The organism is Streptosporangium sp. NPDC023615, from assembly GCF_040640155.1.
Classification (GTDB): domain Bacteria; phylum Actinomycetota; class Actinomycetes; order Streptosporangiales; family Streptosporangiaceae; genus Streptosporangium.
Genome location: NZ_JBFABE010000005.1, coordinates 195,194 through 212,993, shown reverse-complemented (window position 1 = coordinate 212,993; position 17,800 = coordinate 195,194). Strand labels below are relative to the sequence as shown.

Sequence of the window (17,800 nt, the reverse complement as noted above, 5' to 3'; positions counted from 1 at the left end):
CGGGGTGGGTGAGGGGGCTGTGCCGGTTATCACGGCTAGGTGAAGCACAGCACCCGAATCGTCGCAGTCCTGGCACTGTCGCTGCTCGCCGCGGGCTCCGGCTGCGCCGGCGAGGAGAAGCCGCCGGCCGCGCCGCTCCAGCCGCTCGCGGTCAGGGAGCAGGCGTCGTCCATCGTGAAGGGCGACGACGGGTACATGGTGAACTGGGCCGGGGTCCTCGCAAACACCAACCCGTGGCACTTCGGCGAGCACGTGGTGGCCACCGTCGTCGCCAGCGACTCCCAGGGCAAGGAGGTCGTCCGGCTGGACCAGCCGCTGGACGCGGTGCCGCCCGCCGGGGTCCTTCCCTTCACCGGCCAGGTGGTGACCCAGGACAGGCCCGTCGCGGTGAACATCTCCTACCGCCCGGCCCGCTGGCACCTGGCCGGCCGGATCGTCTCGGCCTTCCAGCCCTTTCCCGTGTACGACGTGCTGACCGACCGCACGAGCGACGGCGACTACCTGGTCACCGGCTACGTCGGCACCCCGTACGTGACACCGGCCCGCAGTCTGGCCGTCACCGCTCTGCTGCGCGACGGCAAGGGGAAGCTGCTGGGCGGCGGGAGCACCTTCGTGGACAACGTCCAGGCGGGCGAGAGGCGCCGTTTCGTCCTGCAGATCAAGAGCGTCGAGAATCCCCGCGACATCGCCTCGGCCGAGGTGACCGCGCGGGCCTGGGGGTCGAGCAGCCGCCCCTTCGAACAGCTCGCCCTGGGCGGCGCGCTGCCGGTGCACACGGTCAAGCCGAAGATGCCCCCGTTCGCCAAGGATCGCGGCAGGCAGGCGCCCCTGGCCGGGGTGATGGGCCCGTGACCGCGGCCCTTCCCCGGCGGCCCGCGGCCCCGTCCCGGTCCCGGTCCCGGTGATCCTCGACCGGGATGAACAATCCGGTCAAACAACCATTCATATATATTTATTACTGCAATTCTGGGGCGCTTTTTTTACCGGTTCGATTGACCCGGCAAAGACAGTTCTCGTCATTGTCCGCGAACCACTGGAACGTGGTGTGACGAATCCTTTACCGTCGGTGACATGATTGACAGCGTCCTGGTCGAAGCCCTGCGTGCGAGGGAGCCCGGGGCTCTCGTCGCCCTCTACGACGCCTACGTCGAAGGCGTCTACCGCTACTGCCGTTCGATGCTCGCGACCTCCGAGGACGCGCAGGCGGCCTTCCTCGACACCTTCGTCGCCGCCGAGGCCCATGTCCACGCCCTCGCCGACCCCCGGCGGCTGGAGGCGTGGCTGTACGCGCTCGCCAGGCAGGAGTGCCTGCGGCGCGTCCCCGCCGGGGCGCCCGAGACGCCGGCGCCCGCCCCCGGGACCGCCGGCGGCGACGCCGACCTGCGGGTGATGGCCTGGAACGCCACGCGGAGCCTGTCCCATGGCGACCGGGAGGTCCTCGACCTGAGCTGCCGGCACGGCTTCGGGCCCCTCGACCTGGGCGCGGTCCTGGGGGTGGGCACCAAGGCCGCCGGCGCGCTGTACGAGTCGGCCAGGGAGCGCCTGCGCGACGTCGTCACCGCCGAGGTCCTCGTCCGCAAGGGCCCCTACGACTGCGCGAGCAGGTCCCGCCTGCTGGCCGGTTTCGGCGGCGAGCTCACCCCGGAGGCGCGGGAGCGGGTGATCCGCCACGTGAAACGGTGCGACACCTGCGCGCCGCACCGGGTCAGGCAGGTCTCGGCGGCCAAGGTCTTCGACCTGCTCCCGGTGGCCCCGCTGCCGCCCGCGCTGCGCGCGCGGGTGATGGACTGCTTCAGCGACCCCGGCCGGGTCCCCTACCGGCGCGAGGTCGCCCACCGGGCCGGCCCCCTGGACGGCGGCGGGTTCCCCGAGGGCCGGACCCCCCGGAGCCGCCGCGGTTCCCGGGTGGTGGCCGGGGCCGCGGCGGCGATCGCCGCCGCGGCCGCGATCGCCCTGGTCGCCGTCCAGGTCGTGGCGGATCCGTCGGGCACCCGCTCCGGCGTCGCCTCGGGAGGGTTCCCGGCGGTGGTGGAGCCTCCGTCCGGACACCGGCCCTGGGGGCCCGGCCGGCAGGAGACCCCGGCGCCGGAGCGCGCCGGGGAGGGGCTGGCCGTCGAACTCCTCGGGTCGGCGCGGTCGCCGGACACCACCGGGTCCGGGCCGCAGGACGGTTCGCGGCCTCCGGGCCGTGACCGGGCCGCCGAAGGAGCAGAGGAGGAAGCCGACGGGGAGGAAGGGGCCGAGGGGCCGGCTGAGGCGCCGTCCGAGCGTGCCCCCAGAGGACCGGCCGAGTCCCCGGCCGACGGCCGCCGGACCCGGCGCTCACCCGGCGACGAACCGGCCGACCGGCCGGGGAGCCCGTCCCGGCGCCCTCCGGTGGACGCCCCTTCCCCGCGTCCCCCGCACTCCCCGCCCGCGCCGTCGTCCCAGGAGGTCGGTGCGCCGGACGGCCGTCACGCGGACCGCCTGCCGCACCGCCGCCACCACGGGCACCACCACGGGAACCGATCGTCACGCCTCTGCGGTCCCGGCGACGGTCCGGCCGGCCGGTCGACGGCCTCCCGGCCGGACCGGGGCTCCTCGCGTACGGACCGGGCCCCCTCGCGGACGGATCCGGGCGTCTCGCGCGACGATCCGGGTTCCTCGCGGGCGGAACGGACGTCCTCCGCGGACGGCACCCGACGGTGGCGCCGGGAGCGGGGCGACTCGCACGACGGCTCCCGGCCCGCGTCCGGCGGTCACCGGTCCCGATGGGAGGCGGAGGGCTCCCCGGACACCGCCTCCGAGGGGCGGGAGGGCGCCGGCCCGCCCGCGTCCGGCCAGGACCGAGGCCGGCGGCGGACCTGGGACGGCGCCGGTCCTGGCCGCTGAGGGGACCGGGCCCGCGGGCGAAGGACCGGATCCCACGATGAAGGGACGGGACCCGCGGAAGAGAGCCCCACGCCGGCGGGAGGGGCTCGCGGACGAGAGATCCCGTCGTGGAGTGGACGGGGCCGGAGACCTCGTGGGCGGGAGTAGGGTGGCGGGCGGTCGTCACGGGGCGTGAGCGGCAGGTGTGCGCCGAGTGATCGGCGGGAATGGTGAGGGATGCCGCCTGGGGGGCGGTACGCGCCGCTCTGGGGGCGGCACCGCGTCACGCGGTATTCCGTGTCATACGCGGCATTCACGGGGGACTCCGGGGGGAGACGCATGCGTTCAATCGGACGGCGCCGCCATGTCGCCGCGGTGGCGGGCCTGGCCTGCTGCCTGATCACCGGGCCGGGGCTCCCCGCCGGCGCCGTGCCCGGCCGCCTCTCCCCGCCCGACGACGTCGCGCCCGGCGGCGTGCGAGGCCCGTCGGCCACCGAGGTCGCCGAGGCGCGGGCCAGGGCCCGCGAGCGCGGTGAGCGTCTCGGCACCGCCACGGCCCTGGTCGCCGAGGCACAGGCCAGGCTGGAGGAGCTGACGATCCGCGCGGAGCGGCTCGTCGAGTCCTACAACGGGGAACTGGTCAGGACCGCCCGCGCCCGTGAGGTCGCCGAACGGGCCGCCGAACGGGTCCGGCTCGCCGGCTCCGAGGTCGACGAGGCACGCGGGATGGTGGCCGCGATCACCGCCCAGAGCTACGGCGGTCTCGACCTGAGTGATCCGATGACGACCGTGCTGGGCGGCGGCGGTGGCGGCACCGACGACGGCTACCTGCGCCGGGCCAGCATCCTGGCCCACATGGGCGGCGGCCAGGCCGAGAGGCTGAAACAGCTGCGCGAGGCCCAGGAGGTCTTCGCGATCCTCGGGGAACAGGCCGAGGACGCCTACACCCGGCAGCGGGAGGCGGCCGTCGCGGCCGAGGAGGCCAAACGGGCCGCCCAGGAGGCCGTGGCCGAGCAGGTCGAGGAGACCCGGCGGATCGAGCGGGAGCAGGCGCGCCTGGAGAGGCAGGCCGACGAGGCGCGAAGCGCCGCCGAACTGCTCGCCAGGGAACGCGCGGCCGCCCTGGAACGGGCGAGGATCGCCCGGGAGAACGCCGAGCGTGCCCGGTTCCAGCAGGAGGCGCTCCGCCGTGAGGCCGCGCGGGCGCGGGTGGCGGCGGGACAGCCCGCCTCCCGCTGGGCGCAGAACGTGGCGGAGGGATCGGCCAGGGGTGACATCGCCGCCGACTGGGCGCTCACCCAGCTCGACAAGCCGTACGTCTGGGCGGCGGCGGGACCGGCCGCCTACGACTGCTCGGGGCTGACCATGCGGGCCTGGGAGCGGGTCGGGGTCGCGATCGACCACTGGACCGGCACCCAGTGGACCTCGGGGCCGCACGTCCCGCTCAGCGAGCTCCGCCGCGGTGACCTGCTCTTCTACGGTCAGATCACCCGGAACCCCGGGGACATCCACCACGTCGGGATCTACATCGGCCAGGGGCTGATGGTGCACGCCCCGCAGACGGGCGACGTGGTCCGGGTCGCGCCGATGTGGCGCAGCGACCTGGTCGGCGCCACCCGTCCCGCCTGACGTCCCGCCTGACGTCCCGGCGCCCCGACCGGCACCCGGTGCGGGCGCCGGACCGGGTGCCCGGCCGGGGGCGGTCTAGTGCTTGCCGTGCGGATCGTCCTTGGCCCGCTGGATGGAACGCACGATCTCCTCCTCGGCCTCCACCCTGCCGACCCAGTTGGCGCCCTCGACGGACTTCCCGGGCTCCAGGTCCTTGTAGACCTCGAAGAAGTGCTGGATCTCCAGCCGGTCGAACTCCGGCACGTGGTGGATGTCGCGGATGTGCTCCATCCGGGGGTCGGTGGCGGGGACGCACAGGACCTTGTCGTCGCCGCCCTTCTCGTCGGTCATCCGGAACATGCCGACCGCCCGGCACTTGATCAGACAGCCGGGGAAGGTCGGTTCCTGCAGGAGCACCAGGGCGTCGAGCGGGTCGCCGTCCTCGCCGAGGGTGTCCTCGATGAAGCCGTAGTCGGCGGGGTACTGCGTGGAGGTGAACAGCATGCGGTCGAGCCTGATGCGGCCCGACTCGTGGTCCACCTCGTACTTGTTCCGTTGCCCCTTGGGAATCTCAACGAGAACGTCGAACTCCACCGCGGTTCCTCCACTCAACCCTCCGGGCACCCCCGGTTGGGCGTTAATGTCTCGTAAGCGTTTTATGCCTGATGGTTATGACGATGAGAGGTCGGCGGCGTGATGCGGCGTGATCGGTGGGTGGCCGTGATCACTCTCGTCCTGCTGCAGATCTTCGTCGTCGCGGCCGGCGCGCACCTGCTCACCGGCGATGCGCTGGTCCGGGGGGAACCCGAGCCGGTGGCGTCGGCGAAGCCGCCCCCCGTCCCGGTCATCACCGCGGGTCCGGTGCTGGCCGCGGGGGGGAACGGGCCTCTCCCTGCCAAGGGTACTTTGGCGGAGCGGTTGACCAAGGCGTTGGGTGACCCGGCGCTGGGCGGGAGCGTCGGCGCCGCGGTGCTCGACGCCGAGACCGGCACCGTGCTGTTCGGCAGCGGCGCCGCCGAGGGCCTCACCCCCGCCTCCACCACCAAGGTGGTCACCTCGGTCGCCGCGCTCGCCTCCCTGGGGGCCGACGCCCGGCTGAGCACCCGCGTGGTGCGGGGGGCCTCGCCCGGCACGATCGTCCTCGTCGGCGGGGGCGACCCCACGCTGGCGAGTCCCCGGGCGGCGTCCCGCCAGGTCTATCCCAGGCCCGCCGCGCTCGCCACGCTCGCCTCGCGTACCGCCAAGGCGCTCAAGGCGGCCGGGACGGCCAGGGTGACGGTGGCCTACGACGACTTCCTCTACAGCGGGCCGCGCACCGCCGCGACGTGGAAGCCCGGGTACGTGCCCGAGGGCAGCGTCGCCCCGGTCACGGCGCTCATGCTCGACGAGGGCAGGGCCTCGCCCGGGAACAGCGGCCGGGTCGCCGACCCCTCCCGCGCGACGCACGCCGCGTTCGTGTCGCTGCTGTCGAGGTACGGGGTGAAGGTCTCGTCCTCGGCCGGCCGCTCCAGGGCCCCGGCGGGCGCCGAGGAGATCGCCCGCGTCGACTCCGCCCCGGTCTACGCGCTGGTCGAGCGGGCTCTCACGCTCAGCGACAACGACCTGTCGGAGGCGCTGGCCCGGCACGTGGCGATCAAGGAGGGCAAGCCCGCCTCCTTCGACGGCGGCGCCGCGGCCGTGGGCGCGGTGCTGGCCAGGCTCGGCGTGGCCCGGGGGGTGCGGGTCTTCGACGGCAGCGGGCTCTCGCCGCGGAACCGCATCACCCCCGAGGCGCTGGCCCGCCTGGTCGCGGCGGCGACGGCCCCGGGCAACCCCGGCCTGCACGCGATCTCCGGCGGCATGCCGATCTCCGGCTTCAGCGGCACCCTGGGGCACCGCTTCGACCGGCTGCGCTCGGCCCACGGGCTGATCCGCGCCAAGACGGGCACCCTCGACGGGGTCAACACCCTGGCGGGGATGACCGTCACGCGGGCCGGACGCCTGGTGACCTTCGCGTTCATGGCCGACGACGTCCCGCCCGGCTGGGGAAAGGCGGAGGCGGCCTTGGACCGGCTCGCCGCGGTGGTCGCCTCCGGCTGATCACGGGTTCCGGGTGCGCGGCCGGGCGAGGGAGCACGTACGGTGGACGGTATGCAGGTGATCGATTGGGACCTTGCCGTAGCGACCGGAACGCGCCTGGTGCGCCCCGGGCCGCAAGTGAGCCGAGAGGAGGCCCGCCAGGCCGTCGCCGATCTCCGACGGCTCTCGCGCGAGGCCGAGGGGCACGTCCGCGAGTTCACCCGGATCGACACCGAGACCGCGCCGCAGACCGCCACCGTCGTGGACCGGCCCGGCTGGATCAAGGCCAACGTCGAGGGCTTCCGGGTGGTGCTGGAGCCGTTCACCGAGCGGATGGCCGCCCGCAGGGACCAGACGCCGGCGATCGTGAGCGCGGTGGGCTCGCGCGTCACCGGGGTCGAGGTGGGCGCGGTGCTGGCCTTTCTGGCCTCCCGGGTGCTGGGGCAGTACGAGCTGTTCCTGCCGCCGGACCCGACCGGGCAGGCGCCCACCGGCCGGCTCACGCTGGTCGCGCCGAACATCGTTCACGCCGAGCAGGAGCTCAACGTGAACCCGCGTGACTTCCGGCTCTGGGTCTGCCTGCACGAGGAGACCCACCGGGTGCAGTTCACCGGCGTCCCCTGGCTGCGCGAGTACGTCAGGTCGCAGACGACCGACTTCCTGCTGGCCTCCGACATCGACCTGCCCGTCCTGCTGGAGCGGCTCCGCTCGGCCGCCGGCACGTTCACCGACGTGGTCAGGGGCGGCGAGGGCAACCTCATCGACGCCATCCAGACGCCCGAGCAGAAGGTGATCCTCGACCGGCTCACCGCGGTGATGACCCTGGTCGAGGGGCACGGCGACTACGTGATGGACGCGGTCGGCCCCTCGGTGGTGCCCTCGGTCGCCGACATCCGCGCCAAGTTCCACCACCGCCGCGAGGGCGGCTCCCGCCTGGACCGCACGGTCCGCAGGCTGCTCGGCCTCGACCTCAAGATGAAGCAGTACGCCGAGGGCTCGGCCTTCGTCCGCACGGTCGTGGGCCGGGTGGGCATCGACGGCTTCAACAAGGTGTGGACCTCGTCGGAGACCCTCCCCACCCAGGCCGAGATCGCCGCCCCGGAACGCTGGATCTCCCGGGTCGTCGACACCCCGGCCATCCCGGCCGGCGGCTCCGTCGGCTGACCGTCGGCCGGTCGGCGGCCGATCGACGGCCGGAGGGCGGCACCGCCCGCCGGAGGCCGGACAATGGCCGTCATGGGTCCGCATCCCGCCGTCGCCGACGTCCGCCGTGCCGTACGACTCGCGCTGGGCGACCTGGAGCCGGGCCGGCTGGTGCTGGCCGCGTGCAGCGGCGGCGCGGACTCCCTGGCCCTGGCGGCCGCGCTGGGGTTCGTCGCGCCGCGCGCCGGGCTCCGCGCCGGCCTGCTGACCGTCGACCACGGACTGCAACCGGGTTCGTCCGCGCGCGCGGACGACGTGGTCGCCCTCGCGCCCGGCCTGGGGCTGGACCCCGCCGAGGCGCTGCCGGTCTCGGTGGGCACCGAGGGGGGGCCGGAGGCCGCGGCCCGGCAGGCGCGGTACGCGGCCCTGTCGCGGGCGGCGGAGCGGCTCGGCGCCGCCGCCGTGCTGCTGGCGCACACCAGGGACGACCAGGCCGAGACCGTCCTGCTCGGCCTGGCCAGGGGGAGCGGCACCCGTTCGCTGGCCGGCATGCCCGCCCTGGCCGGCCTCTACCGCCGGCCCCTGCTGGGGCTCGGCCGCGCCACGACCGTGGCGGCCTGCGCGGCGCTCGGCCTGACGCCGTGGCAGGACCCGCACAACCTCGACGCGCGCTTCACCCGCGTCAGGGTCAGGAGGCGGCTGCTGCCCGTCCTGGAGGACGAGCTCGGCCCGGGAATGGCCGAGGCGCTCGCCAGGACCGCCGCCCTGTGCCGGGACGACGCCGACGCGCTCGACGCCTGGGCGGGTGAGGTCTACGACCGCGCGGCCGTCATCGATTGCGCTCTTAGCGATATCGTCGCGGTGAGGGTGGCCGTACCGGAGCTGGAGGACCTGCCGGCGGCGGTGCGCCGCCGGGTGCTGCGGCGGGCTGTGATCGGCGCCGGGGCCTCGCCGGGCACGCTCGCGGCCTCGCACGTGCTGCAGATCGACCGTCTGGTGACGGCCTGGCGGGGTCAGCGGCGCATAGAGGTGCCCGGGGGGGTGGCGGTGGTCCGGCGGTATGACACCCTGATATTCGCCAGACAGGTAGACAGCCCCTTCTCGTAAGGAAATTCCCAGGTGGACGCAGCCGACATGGGCAGGGACCTCGCGAAGGTCCTCATTCCCGAGGAAGAGCTCCAGGCCAAGATCAAGGAGCTCGCGAGCCGGATCGACGAGGACTACGCGGGCAAGGACCTGCTGCTCGTGGGCGTGCTCAAGGGCGCGGTCATGGTCATGGCGGACCTGGCCAGGGCCCTGCACCTGCCCGTGCAGATGGACTGGATGGCCGTGTCGTCCTACGGGGCGGGCACCAGGTCCTCGGGTGTCGTACGGGTGCTGAAGGACCTCGACACCGACATCGCCGGACGTCACGTGCTGGTCGTGGAGGACATCATCGACTCCGGCCTGACGCTGTCGTGGCTGGTGCAGAACCTGCGCTCGCGCAATCCCGCCTCGGTGGAGATCTGCGCGGCGCTGCGCAAGCCGGAGGCGGTGAAGGTGCCGATCGACGTGAAGTACATCGGTTTCGACATCCCCGGCGAGTTCGTGATCGGCTACGGCCTCGACTACGCCGAGCGCTACCGCAACCTCCCGTTCATCGGCACCCTCGCCCCGCACGTGTACGGGGCGGGCTGAGGCCGGGCCGACACCGGCCGGAGCAGGGCGGGCCGGGGCGGGAAGAGGTATGGGCGAACCGAAAAGTACGCCCTGCGCGAAGTGTGTCATTCACAAACGCGACATTGCCCATAGCGGCGGGGAACACGGACCTACCTGACGTACGTTGGTAGGGCAAAGCCGGTGTGCACCGCGCGGGTAACCCCGCGCGTCGCGCCGGTGTACCTTCGGACGACCGAGGGGGTGGCCGAGGCCGCCCCCGGGGTAGTCAGTTGGAGCGGTTAGGGATACCGCGAACCCCGGGTTCGCCCGGGGTTGCCAGGCTCTGGTCAGGAAGGGACGGGCCCGCCGGGGTTCCGCATCGGATGGATCTCAAGCGATTTACACGTGGGCCACTGCTGTGGATCCTGGGCATCGTCGTCGTGCTTCTTCTCGCCTCCACCATGCTCGGTGGGGACGGCAACTACGAGAAGAAGGACACCTCCCAGATCATCAGCTGGATCGACGAGGGCAAGGTCTCCAACGCCAAGATCATCGACAAGGATCAGCGCATCGAGGTCACGCTGACCGACAAGAAGCGCTACTACTCCATGTGGGTGACCGGTCAGGGCGTCCAGCTCGCCGAGAAGCTCCAGGCCGCCAGGGCCGCGGGCAAGCTTCCCAACGGCTACAACGTCGAGGTGCCCCAGCAGAGCTTCCTCGTCGGGCTGCTGGTGAGCTTCCTGCCGATCGTCTTCATCGTGCTGATCTTCCTGTTCGTCATGAACCAGATGCAGGGCGGCGGCTCCCGGGTGATGAACTTCGGGAAGTCGAAGGCGAAGCTCATCACCAAGGACACCCCCAAGACCACCTTCGCCGACGTCGCGGGCGCCGACGAGGCCATCGAGGAGCTCCAGGAGATCAAGGAGTTCCTCCAGGCCCCGGCCAAGTTCCAGGCGATCGGCGCCAAGATCCCCAAGGGTGTGCTGCTCTACGGCCCGCCCGGAACCGGCAAGACCCTGCTCGCCAGGGCCGTCGCCGGTGAGGCCGGGGTGCCGTTCTACTCCATCTCCGGTTCCGACTTCGTGGAGATGTTCGTCGGTGTCGGCGCCTCCCGGGTGCGCGACCTGTTCGAGCAGGCCAAGGCGAACGCCCCGGCCATCATCTTCATCGACGAGATCGACGCGGTGGGCCGCCACCGCGGCGCCGGCCTCGGCGGCGGGCACGACGAGCGCGAGCAGACGCTGAACCAGCTCCTCGTCGAGATGGACGGCTTCGACGTCAAGGGCGGCGTGATCCTGATCGCCGCGACCAACCGGCCCGACATCCTCGACCCCGCGCTGCTGCGCCCGGGCCGTTTCGACCGGCAGGTCACCGTCGACCGCCCCGACCTGGAGGGCCGCAAGGGCATCCTCAAGGTGCACGGGCGCGGCAAGCCGTTCGCCGAGGGCGTCGACCTCGACATCATCGCCCGCCGGACGCCCGGGTTCACCGGTGCCGACCTGGCCAACGTGATCAACGAGGCCGCGCTGCTCACCGCGCGGGCCGACCAGAAGCTGATCACGATGGAGCTCCTGGAGGAGTCCATCGACCGGGTGATGGCCGGTCCCGAGCGCAAGTCGCGCCTCATGTCGGACCAGGAAAAGAAGATCATCGCCTACCACGAGGGCGGTCACGCCCTGGTCGCGCACGCGCTGCCCAACTCTGACCCGGTCCACAAGATCACGATCCTGTCCCGTGGACGCGCCCTCGGTTACACGATGACGCTGCCGATGGAGGACAAGTTCCTCGCGACCCGCTCGGAGATGCTGGACCAGCTCGCGATGCTGCTCGGCGGCCGTACGGCGGAGGAGCTCGTCTTCCACGAGCCCACCACCGGCGCCTCGAACGACATCGAGAAGGCCACCTCCATCGCCCGCCGCATGGTCACCGAGTACGGCATGAGCGAGCAGCTCGGCGCCCGCAAGTTCGGCAGCGGCAACAGCGAGGTCTTCCTCGGCCGCGAGATGGGTCACGAGCGCGACTACTCCGAGAAGATCGCCTCCACGATCGACGAGGAGGTCCGCCGCCTCATCGAGGCCGGGCACGACCAGGCCTGGGAGATCCTCGTCGAGTACCGTGACGTGCTCGACAACCTGGTGCTGGAGCTGATGGAGAAGGAGACCCTCTCGCGCGACCAGGTGCTGCAGATCTTCGCACCCGTCGTGGTGAGGGAGAAGCGTCCCTCCTACTCCGGCTACGGCAAGCGGCTGCCCTCCAACCGCCCGCCGATCCTGACCCGCAAGGAGCAGTCCGGCAACGGCTCGCTCCCGCCGGGCGAGCAGGCACCCGGCGGCAACGGCGCCCTTCCCGCCGGGACGGGTCACCCCGACTCGGTGCCCAGGGACGGGAACTGAGCGTGGGGGGCGTGCAGCCGCTCAAGGTCGACGCGGTCCGGCTGGAGAACGCCGTCCGGGAGATCCTCATCGCCATCGGTGAGGACCCCGACCGGGACGGCCTCCAGCAGACCCCGGCCCGGGTGGCCCGTGCCTACGCCGAGCAGTTCGCCGGGCTGGGACAGACGCCCGAGGACGTGCTGACCACGGTCTTCGACGTCGACCACGACGAGATGGTGCTGGTGCGCGACATCGAGGTCTACTCGACCTGCGAGCACCACCTCGTGCCGTTCCACGGCGTCGCCCACGTCGGCTACATCCCGAACGCCAGGGGACAGGTCACCGGCCTGTCCAAGCTGGCCCGCCTGGTCGACGTCTACGCCAGGCGTCCCCAGGTGCAGGAGCGGATGACCTCGCAGATCGCCGACGCGCTGATGAACGTGCTCCAGCCGCGGGGGGTGATCGTCGTGATCGAGTGCGAGCACCTCTGCATGACCATGCGCGGCGTCCGCAAGCCCGGGGCCAAGACGATCACCTCGGCCGTCCGCGGCGACTTCCGCAGCAGCGACAAGACCCGCGCCGAGGCGATGGCCCTCATCATCCGCCGCTGACCGCCCCGTCCTCCGGCCGCTCCCGGCCGCCTTCCCGCGACCCCGGGAAGGCGGCCGGGAGCGGCGCGTGTGCGGATTCGTTATGGCGCAAGCCGGACCCACGACACAGGCGAACCGCGGACAACGCCTAGGCTTGTCCGCATGACTACGTGGAGTGTGCCCGGGCTGCCGGACGCGGGCCGGTGCCTCGTGATGGGCGTGGTCAACGTGACTCCCGACTCGTTCTCCGACGGCGGCCGGTGGTTCGACCCCGTCGAGGCCGTGCGCCACGGCCTGGAGCTGGTCGAGCAGGGCGCCGACATCGTCGACGTGGGCGGCGAGTCCACCAGGCCCGGTGCCGCCCGGGTGTCCCTGGAGGAGGAACTGGCCAGGGTCGAGCCGGTCGTCCGCGGCCTGAGCCGCGAGGGCGTCACCGTCAGCGTCGACACGATGAGGGCCGAGGTGGCCCAGATGGCCGTCGAGGCCGGGGCGAGGATGGTCAACGACGTCAGCGGCGGGCTGGCCGATCCGGAGATGCCCAGGGTGGTCGCCGCCTCGGGCGTCGCGTACGTGGTGATGCACTGGCGGGGGCACAGTCACGCCATGGACCGCCGGGCGGTCTACGGCGACGTGGTGGGTGAGGTCCGCGAGGAACTGGCCAAGCGGGTCGCCTCCGTGCTCGCCGAGGGGGTGTCCGAGCGGCAGATCGTGCTCGATCCGGGGCTGGGCTTCTCCAAGAACCCCGAGCACAACTGGGCGCTGATCGCGGGCCTCGACCGCCTCGCCGAACTGGGGTACCCGCTCATCGTCGGGGCGTCGCGGAAGCGGTTCCTGGGCCGCCTGCTGGCGGGACCGGACGGCACGCCACGTCCTTTCATCCACAGTGACGACGCCACCCTCGCCGTGACCGCGCTCACCGCGCTGTCGGGGGCCTGGTGCGTGCGCGTGCACGATGTCCGCCCGAACGCGGACGCCGTCCGTGTGGCTGCCGCAGTTCAGGGAGCGAGATCATGAGCGTCGACACCACCGCCGTCGAGACGGTCAACCAGGAGTTCTACACCGCCATCGAGAACGCCGACCTGGACCGGATGACCGAGATCTGGGCCGAGGACATCGAGGGCGAGCAGATCAGTTGCGTGCACCCCGGATGGCCGATCGTGAACGGCCGCCAGGAGGTGCTGCGCTCCTGGGCGCTGATCATGGCCAACACGCCCTACATCCAGTTCGTGCTGACCGACGTCCGCGTCATGGTCCTCGGCGACGTCGCCGTCCTCACCTGTGAGGAGAACATCCTCACCGCGGGCGACGAAGGTGATTCCAGCTTCGCCGCGGGCAAGGTGGTGGCGAGCAACACCTTCGTGCGGACGTCGGCGGGGTGGCGGCTCTGGCTGCACCACGGCTCCCCCGTGCTGCAGGGCGACGACGAGGACGAGGACGAGGAGGCCGCGTGAGCGAGCGCGCCGGCGCAGGGCCCGGTGACGGCGACATCGGTGAGGGGACCGGTGGCGGACCTCACGATCCGGCGCCGCTGCGGATCCACGACGGGGTCAGCGAGCTGATCGGCGACCCGGTCGACGGCCTGCTCCCCGGCCCGCCCGCCGATCCGGGCCGGCCCGCCGACCCCGGCCGCGGGGCGTTCGGCGACCCCCTCCGAGACCCCCTCCACGACCCCGCCCTCGACCTCCTGCGCGATCCGCCGGGCGGTACGTTCCGCGATCCGGTACGGGAGACGCCCCACGGTCCGGCCGGAGCCCGGCGGGCGGCCGACCGGATCAGCGTCACGGGCCTGCGGGCCCGTGGGCGGCACGGCGTGCTGGCGGCGGAACGCGAGCTCGGCCAGGAGTTCGTCGTGGACGTGACGCTCTTCCTCGACACGGCACCCGCGGCGGCCGGCGACGACCTCTCCAGGACCGTCCACTACGGCGAGCTCGCCGAGGACCTCGTACGGGTCGTGGAGGGCGAGCCGGTCGACCTGATCGAGACCCTGGCCCAGCGCCTGGCCGACGTCTGCCTGGACCGCGAACCCGTCCTGGCGGCCGAGGTGAGCGTGCACAAGCCGTCCGCGCCGATCCCGCTGCCGTTCGACGACGTGATCGTGACGATCACCCGGAGCCGGGCATGAGGGTGGTCCTGGCGCTCGGCAGCAACCTGGGCGACCGGCACGCCACCCTGCGCGGAGCGGTCGAGGCGCTCTTCGCCGGGCCGGACCTCACCTTCGTCGCGGCTTCCCCGGTCTACGAGACCGACCCGGTCGGCGGTCCGGAACAGGGCGCCTACCTCAACGCGGTGGTGATCGCCGAGAGCGCGCTGGAACCCCGGAGCCTGCTCGATCGTGCTCAGAGTGTGGAGAACGCCTTCGGCCGGGTCCGGGTGGAGCGCTGGGGAGCGCGCACCCTGGACGTCGATCTGATCACCGTGGGGGACGTCGTGATGGACGACCCCGACCTCACGCTGCCTCATCCCCGCGCGCACGAGCGCGCCTTCGTGCTGGTCCCGTGGGTACGGGCCGACCCCGGCGCCGTCCTGTCCGGGAGGCGGGTTGCCGACCTGCTGGCCGGCCTCGACCAGGCCTACGTGCGGCCGCGCACCGATCTGACCCTGGGCGGGCCCGCGTGAGGCCCACCCGTCCCGGCGTCCTCGTCGGGCTCCTCGTCGTGTTCGCCGTCCTCACCTGGTCGCTCCTGCGGCCGTTCTACTCGGACCTGCAGGCCGTGCCGTGGACGGCGATCCCGACGGTGCTGCTGCTGGCGGTCGGCGAGTTCTACAGCGGGTGGATGACGAAGGCCAGGATCGAGCGCAGGCCCGGCACCGAGCCCGTCGAACCCCTGGCCGTGGCCCGCCTGGCGGCGCTGGCCAAGGCCTCCGCGTACGGCGGGGCGGTCTTCGGCGGGATCTTCGCCGGGTTCGCCCTCTACACCGTCGAACTGCTGGGGCAGGAGGTGCCCCGCCGCGACTTCTTCGTCGCCGGCGGATCGACGCTGGCCTGCGTGCTGCTGGTCTGCGCCGCCCTGTACCTGGAGTACTGCTGCAAGGTCCCCAAGGACACCGCGGACGACGAGCGCTGACACGGGCGCGGGGTTTCCCGAGGACACCGCGGACGACGGGCGCCGGTACGGGCGGCCGTCCGGGGCGGGTGACGGCGCGGGCCGCCGGAGCGGGGGGCGCTACCGCCGCCCCGCCCACCTGCGCCCGAAGAGCATGATCACCGGGAGCGTGCACATCAGCGCCCCGCCCACGGCCAGGGGGCGCTCCAGCCACCACGACAGGTCGGGCCGGACCAGGGGGGCGGGCCCGCTGCCCGCCACCCACCAGGTCAGGGCCACCCAGATCGCCATGCCGGTGGTGTGGAACAGGAACAGCGGGAGCGCGAACCGGTTGACGGTCTCGTTCACGCCCTGCCACCGGGGGCGGTCGAGGAGACGCTCCATGGAGGGCCTGATCACCTCCACCAGGCCGATCTGGAAGATCAGCAGTGCCACGATGACAAAGGTGGGGGGCGCCATGTTGGAGAGCCTGTCGCCGGGCACGCCCACCATCGACCCCGGGTAGATGCCCGAGTAGACCAGGCCGAAGAGGGCGAACAGGCCGGTCCACAGGATCGCCATGTCGAAGCGGCGGGGCAGCGCCACCACCCTGTCGTAGAAGAACCCGGCCTGGTGGGCCAGCCCCCAGACGATGATCATGTTGAGCCAGCCCGCGGCCTCGTACCCGTAGCGCAGCCGCAGCACGTCGACGACGAGCGCCGCCCCCGCCAGCCAGATCAGCGCCAGCACGTCGTAGCGCCGGTGCAACCAGAGCGCGACCGGGAGCAGGGCGATCAGCACGAGGTACACGCCGATGAACCACAGCGGGCTGATGACGAGCAGGACCACCCGGTCCATCCAGCCGACGCCGAACGCCCGCGTCACGAACACGCCCAGCACGACCCAGGTCCCGGCCAGCGCCAGCGCCGGGATCGCGAGGCCGCGGATGCGCCGCCACACGAAGGCGCCGATGCCGACCCCGCGCTCGTAGGCACGGTTCCACGACAGCAGGTGGACGTGCCCGCCCACGTAGAAGAAGAGCGGCAGCACCTGGAGCAGCCAGGTCAGGATCCACAGCCCCGAGGTGAAGCCCAGCGGGCTGGTCGGCGAGGGGCCGTCCGGTCCCCACTCCAGGATGGTGAACGCCCAGTGCCAGATCACCACGACGACCAGGCTGATCGCGCGCAGCCAGTCGACGTACCTGTCCCGCCGGGACGGCGCCCGGCCGGACGGCGGGGGATCGGGGACGGCCGCGGGGGAGCTCGTCCGCTCCGCGTCCGGGGGGGAATCGGTCATGGGGGCGGGCCGTCTCTCACTTGTCGATGTCGCCGACGACGAAGAACAGCGAGCCCAGGATGGCGACCATGTCGGGGACCAGGTGCCCCGGCAGCAGCTCGCGGAGCACCTGGACGTTGTTGAAGGAGGCCGAGCGGAGCTTCATCCGCCACGGCGTCTTCTCCCCGCGCGACACCAGGTAGTAGCCGTTGATCCCGAGCGGGTTCTCCGTCCACGCGTAGGTGTGGCCCTCGGGGACCTTGAGCACCTTGGGCAGACGCTGGTTGACCGGCCCGGGGGGCAGGTCGAGGAGCCGCTCCACACAGGCGTCGGCCAGGTCCAGGGAGACCTTCACCTGCTCCAGCAGCACCTCGAAGCGGGCGTGGCAGTCCCCGGCGGAGCGGGTGACGACCTTCACCGGCAGCTCTCCGTAGGCGAGGTAGGGCTCGTCCCTGCGCAGGTCCACGTCGACGCCGGAGGCGCGGGCGATCGGGCCGCTCACGCCGTACTGCATGATGGTCTCCCGATCCAGGACGCCCACCCCGCGGGTACGGGCGAGGAAGATCTCGTTCCCGGAGATCAGGTTCTCGATGTCGGGCAGCCGGCGCCGCACGTCGGCCACGGCCGCCGAGACCCGGCCGGTCCACCCCTCGGGCAGCTCCTCCTTGAGGCCGCCGACCCGGTTGAACATGTAGTGCATGCGCCCGCCGGAGATCTCCTCCATCACCGCCTGGAGGGTCTCGCGCTCCCGGAAGGCGTAGAAGACCGGCGTGATCGCGCCGAGTTCCAGCGGGTAGGAGCCGAGGAACATCAGGTGGCTGAGCACCCGGTTGAGCTCGGCCAGCAGCGTCCGCGTCCACACCGCCCTGACCGGCACCTCCATGCCGAGCATCCGCTCCACCGCGAGCACGACGCCCAGCTCGTTGGCGAACGCCGACAGCCAGTCGTGCCGGTTGGCCAGCACGATGATCTGCCGGTAGTCGCGCACCTCGAACAGCTTCTCGGCGCCCCGGTGCATGTAGCCCACGATGGGCTCGGCCGAGGAGATCCGCTCCCCGTCCAGGGTGAGCCGCAGCCGCAGCACGCCGTGCGTGGACGGGTGCTGCGGCCCGATGTTGAGGACCATGTCCTCGGTCGCGAGCTCCTTGCCGTGCGCGCCGCCCACGGCGGCGGCCCCCGCGCCCATGCCCACGCTCAGCTCGCGGGGCGCGGCGCCTTGGGCGTGAGGTTCGGTCATGGGTCC

The 17,800-nt window shown here is 72.5% G+C and carries 17 protein-coding genes; 14 read left to right on the top strand and 3 right to left on the bottom strand.

The window, feature by feature from the left end:
• Positions 1 to 39 precede the first annotated feature (39 nt).
• The 3 genes from AB0G16_RS06410 to AB0G16_RS06400 all read left to right on the top strand — a co-directional run bounded on the left by AB0G16_RS06410 (position 40) and on the right by AB0G16_RS06400 (position 4,479).
• Positions 40 to 852 (top strand): hypothetical protein, encoded by an 813-nt coding sequence (locus AB0G16_RS06410; RefSeq protein WP_362799516.1) that lies wholly within the window; start codon positions 40 to 42, stop codon positions 850 to 852.
• A gap of 219 nt (positions 853 to 1,071) precedes the next feature.
• Positions 1,072 to 2,871, top strand: a complete 1,800-nt coding sequence (locus tag AB0G16_RS06405) for a sigma factor (RefSeq protein ID WP_362799513.1) — start codon at positions 1,072 to 1,074, stop codon at positions 2,869 to 2,871.
• Between the two features lie 318 nt (positions 2,872 to 3,189).
• On the top strand, positions 3,190 to 4,479 hold the full coding sequence (locus tag AB0G16_RS06400) for an NlpC/P60 family protein (protein WP_362799510.1): 1,290 nt from the start codon (positions 3,190 to 3,192) through the stop codon (positions 4,477 to 4,479).
• 75 nt (positions 4,480 to 4,554) lie between these two features.
• Here AB0G16_RS06400 and AB0G16_RS06395 read toward each other — a convergent pair whose 3' ends face one another.
• Positions 4,555 to 5,052, bottom strand: coding sequence for an inorganic diphosphatase (locus AB0G16_RS06395; protein WP_362799507.1), 498 nt, complete (start codon positions 5,050 to 5,052; stop codon positions 4,555 to 4,557).
• A gap of 126 nt (positions 5,053 to 5,178) precedes the next feature.
• Between AB0G16_RS06395 and dacB the strand changes: the two genes are divergently transcribed.
• From dacB to AB0G16_RS06340, 11 genes are all read left to right on the top strand, one after another.
• The gene (gene dacB / locus AB0G16_RS06390) at positions 5,179 to 6,537 is read left to right on the top strand and encodes a D-alanyl-D-alanine carboxypeptidase/D-alanyl-D-alanine-endopeptidase (protein ID WP_362799505.1); all 1,359 of its coding nucleotides are present in this window, start codon (positions 5,179 to 5,181) and stop codon (positions 6,535 to 6,537) included.
• 51 nt (positions 6,538 to 6,588) lie between these two features.
• A complete protein-coding gene (locus tag AB0G16_RS06385; RefSeq protein WP_362799503.1) occupies positions 6,589 to 7,680 on the top strand; it encodes a zinc-dependent metalloprotease in 1,092 nt (363 codons plus the stop codon).
• Between the two features lie 63 nt (positions 7,681 to 7,743).
• Entirely contained in the window at positions 7,744 to 8,766 is a 1,023-nt protein-coding gene (gene tilS / locus AB0G16_RS06380) for a tRNA lysidine(34) synthetase TilS (protein ID WP_362799501.1), read from the top strand.
• A gap of 12 nt (positions 8,767 to 8,778) precedes the next feature.
• Entirely contained in the window at positions 8,779 to 9,336 is a 558-nt protein-coding gene (hpt, locus tag AB0G16_RS06375; RefSeq protein WP_362799498.1) for a hypoxanthine phosphoribosyltransferase, read from the top strand.
• A 344-nt stretch (positions 9,337 to 9,680) separates the two neighbouring features.
• On the top strand, positions 9,681 to 11,690 hold the full coding sequence (gene ftsH, locus AB0G16_RS06370; protein WP_362799496.1) for an ATP-dependent zinc metalloprotease FtsH: 2,010 nt from the start codon (positions 9,681 to 9,683) through the stop codon (positions 11,688 to 11,690).
• 11 nt (positions 11,691 to 11,701) lie between these two features.
• Positions 11,702 to 12,280 (top strand): GTP cyclohydrolase I FolE, encoded by a 579-nt coding sequence (folE, locus tag AB0G16_RS06365; protein WP_362799493.1) that lies wholly within the window; start codon positions 11,702 to 11,704, stop codon positions 12,278 to 12,280.
• 141 nt (positions 12,281 to 12,421) lie between these two features.
• Positions 12,422 to 13,273 (top strand): dihydropteroate synthase, encoded by an 852-nt coding sequence (gene folP / locus AB0G16_RS06360; RefSeq protein WP_362799490.1) that lies wholly within the window; start codon positions 12,422 to 12,424, stop codon positions 13,271 to 13,273.
• A complete protein-coding gene (locus AB0G16_RS06355) occupies positions 13,270 to 13,710 on the top strand; it encodes a nuclear transport factor 2 family protein (protein WP_362799487.1) in 441 nt (146 codons plus the stop codon). The genes folP and AB0G16_RS06355 overlap by 4 nt, the downstream gene beginning before the upstream one ends.
• A 320-nt stretch (positions 13,711 to 14,030) precedes the next feature.
• Positions 14,031 to 14,381, top strand: a complete 351-nt coding sequence (gene folB, locus AB0G16_RS06350) for a dihydroneopterin aldolase (protein ID WP_362799630.1) — start codon at positions 14,031 to 14,033, stop codon at positions 14,379 to 14,381.
• Positions 14,378 to 14,875 carry a 2-amino-4-hydroxy-6-hydroxymethyldihydropteridine diphosphokinase gene (gene folK, locus AB0G16_RS06345; protein ID WP_362799485.1) on the top strand — a complete coding sequence of 166 codons (498 nt, stop codon included), beginning with the start codon at positions 14,378 to 14,380 and terminating at the stop codon, positions 14,873 to 14,875. The genes folB and folK overlap by 4 nt, the downstream gene beginning before the upstream one ends.
• Positions 14,872 to 15,324, top strand: coding sequence for a DUF3180 domain-containing protein (locus AB0G16_RS06340; RefSeq protein WP_362799482.1), 453 nt, complete (start codon positions 14,872 to 14,874; stop codon positions 15,322 to 15,324). The genes folK and AB0G16_RS06340 overlap by 4 nt, the downstream gene beginning before the upstream one ends.
• Before the next feature lie 99 nt (positions 15,325 to 15,423).
• Here AB0G16_RS06340 and AB0G16_RS06335 read toward each other — a convergent pair whose 3' ends face one another.
• Positions 15,424 to 16,578 carry an acyltransferase gene (locus tag AB0G16_RS06335; RefSeq protein WP_362799479.1) on the bottom strand — a complete coding sequence of 385 codons (1,155 nt, stop codon included), beginning with the start codon at positions 16,576 to 16,578 and terminating at the stop codon, positions 15,424 to 15,426.
• A 16-nt stretch (positions 16,579 to 16,594) separates the two neighbouring features.
• The gene (locus AB0G16_RS06330) at positions 16,595 to 17,794 is read right to left on the bottom strand and encodes an NADH-quinone oxidoreductase subunit D (RefSeq protein WP_362799476.1); all 1,200 of its coding nucleotides are present in this window, start codon (positions 17,792 to 17,794) and stop codon (positions 16,595 to 16,597) included.
• Positions 17,795 to 17,800: the final 6 nt, after the last annotated feature.